The 2683-nt window shown below is 42.1% G+C and carries 3 protein-coding genes; all 3 read right to left on the bottom strand.

The annotated features are described in order from the left end of the window. The coding region (locus tag GX437_02085; GenBank protein NLJ06438.1) for a leucine-rich repeat domain-containing protein at positions 1-635 on the bottom strand (635 nt) is incomplete at its 3' end. Positions 636-869: 234 nt separating this feature from the next. Further along, entirely contained in the window at positions 870-1358 is a 489-nt protein-coding gene (locus tag GX437_02090) for an asparaginase (protein ID NLJ06439.1), read from the bottom strand. Continuing rightward, the coding region (gene hflB, locus GX437_02095; protein ID NLJ06440.1) for an ATP-dependent zinc metalloprotease FtsH at positions 1355-2683 on the bottom strand (1329 nt) is incomplete at its 5' end. The genes hflB and GX437_02090, both read right to left, overlap by 4 nt.

Raw genomic sequence — 2683 nt, forward strand, 5'->3', positions numbered from 1 at the left:
AGCAATTCCTGAAGCTTTTTTTTAACATCTTCACTGATAGGATTGTACTGTAAATGAAGCTCTTTCAGGTTTTTAAGCTCTTTAATGCTTTCCGGAATCTCACTCAGGTTGTTGTCTGCCAGAATCAGCACCCTGATATTTCCTGCTTTTGCCAGCACGCTGATGACCTGTTTGATATTGATGCCTCTGTTATATGATAAGTCAATGTATTTCAGGTTTTTAAGATTAGCTATCTGATTAGGGATTTGTTTGATTTGATTATCTGCCAGAATCAAATAAGTCAGTTTGCTGCATCTGGAATACACATCAGCTGCCCGGTTCATATCGAGATGACGGCTGTAGGAGAGGTCGAGATACTGAAGTTTTTTCAGACGGCTTAATTCCTGCGGAAGATTGCGAAGCTGATTTGAGTTAAGTTCAAGTTTCATCAGATTTTTAAGTTTTCCTATTTCCGGAGGTACCACTGACTGGCTGAAACGTTTAAGGTTAAGTTTGTAAACTTTTTTAGGTTCTTCAAGGGCATCTTTCAGGGAGCGGTATTCTTTTGCCTCCTGAAATTTTTTATTTGTGATAAATTCCTGAGCGCCTGCCTGCTTTATGATCAGAAAAAGCAATAGTATCGAGAGGCGAATCATATTTCAACTGATTTCAGAAAAGAAGATCCTGATATTATATCAACAGATGAGGAATTGATTTCTTGTAAATGATGATGGCAAACAATAAGGTGATAATTAAACCGATAATCCACTTGTATTGTGTCTTTGACACCATGCGCATGAGCGATACGATAATAAAAGTTAGCATTTTTAGATTTTAACATGTAACAATCAAACGAATATTGTACCAGTTTATTTTGGCAGGAAGAAAAATTAATAAATTTCTTCAAATTCACCTTTTTCTCTGTTTTTTCTGACCGTGCCGGCAGGGAAATACCTCCCGTTCATGGAAATATAAACCCCTTCCGGCAAAGTCTGGGCAAAGGCAATGCTGCTTCCGAGGTTGAACATTCCATCGGAGCTGCCGAATTTATAAGGAATCATAGCCCCTGTCAGCACAATGGTTTTTCCGGGAACCTTGTTCTTCAGAAATAGGGCTGTTTCGACCATGGTATCTGTTCCGTGTGTGATTACGATTTTATCTTCAGGGGTTTTTTGGCAGTTTTGCAAAATAATTTCCCTGTCGGCTTCAGTCATGTCGAGGCTGTCGATCATCATCAGTGTCCGGATTTCTGTTTTGACCCGACACCGCCCTAAATTCAGCATTTCATGAAGATGGGTATCTTTGAAAAACAGTTTTCCCGTCAACTCGTTGTATTCTTTGTCAAAAGTTCCTCCTGTGATAAATATCCTGATGGTCATGCAGATACTTCGTTTTCGGTTTGTTCACGATTTTCAGAGGTTTGATCGGGTTCGGTATTAATGGGTTCTCCCGTATGATGGGCTTTTTCTTCAAAAGGTCTTTTCCCGATAAGCATTTCGATGTCGCTCTTGAAAATTATTTCTTTTTCAAGCAATGCATTGGCTATTTTTTCGAATTCTTCATTTTTTTCTATGAGAAGGTTTTTAGCCCTTTCGAAGGAAGCTGAAATTATTTTTCTGACCTCTTCATCAATAACTTCTGCTGTTTTTTCGCTGTAAGGCTTGGTAAAGCCGTATTCCTGTTTAGGGTCGTAAAACGAAACATGTCCGATTTTTTCATTCATTCCATAAATGGTAACCATATCGTAGGCTAGTTTCGTAACTCTTTCGAGGTCGTTTTGCGCACCCGTAGAAATTTTATTGAATTTCAGGTCTTCGGCAGCGCGTCCTCCCAGCGACATGGCCATATTGTCCAGAATTTGTTCTCTGGTGTAAAGATATTGTTCTTTGGGGAGATATTGAGCATAACCCAGTGCGGCATAACCGCGGGGGACAATGGAAACCTTCAGGAGCGGGGCTGCATTTTCGAGAAACCAGCCAACGATGGCATGCCCGGCTTCATGATAAGCCACAATTTTTTTCTCATCAGGGGAAATGATTTTTGTTTTCTTTTCCAGTCCACCAATCACTCTGTCGATAGCATCCTGAAAATCATCCATATCGACAATTTCTTTATTCTTTCTGGCGGCAATCAGGGCTGCTTCGTTGCAGACATTGGCAATTTCGGCACCGGCAAATCCGGGTGTTTGTTCGGCCAAGCGTTCAGGGCTGACGTTTGCAGATAGTTTCTTGAGCGGGGCAAGATGAACTTTAAAAATGGCTTCTCTTCCTTTCAGGTCTGGTCTGTCGATGGCAATCTGTCTGTCGAAACGTCCCGGACGAAGCAAGGCAGAATCGAGCACATCGGGGCGGTTGGTTGCTGCAAGAATGATGACTCCGGAGTTGGATGTAAATCCATCCATTTCTGCAAGTAACTGATTGAGTGTGCTTTCTCTTTCATCATTACCACCGGGGACGATGGTTTTGCCCCTTGCCCTTCCGATGGCATCTATTTCATCAATGAAAATAATACAGGGGGCTTTGGCTTTTGCCTGAGCAAAGAGGTCGCGCACCCTCGAAGCACCAACACCCACAAACATTTCAACAAAGTCGGAGCCTGAGAGTGAGAAAAAAGGAACACTGGCCTCTCCGGCCACAGCTTTTGCCAACAGGGTTTTACCAGTACCCGGAGGACCTATCAACAAAGCCCCTTTGGGAATTTTTCC

This window comes from Sphingobacteriales bacterium, from assembly GCA_012517435.1.
Taxonomy (GTDB): Bacteria; Bacteroidota; Bacteroidia; order CAILMK01; family JAAYUY01; genus JAAYUY01.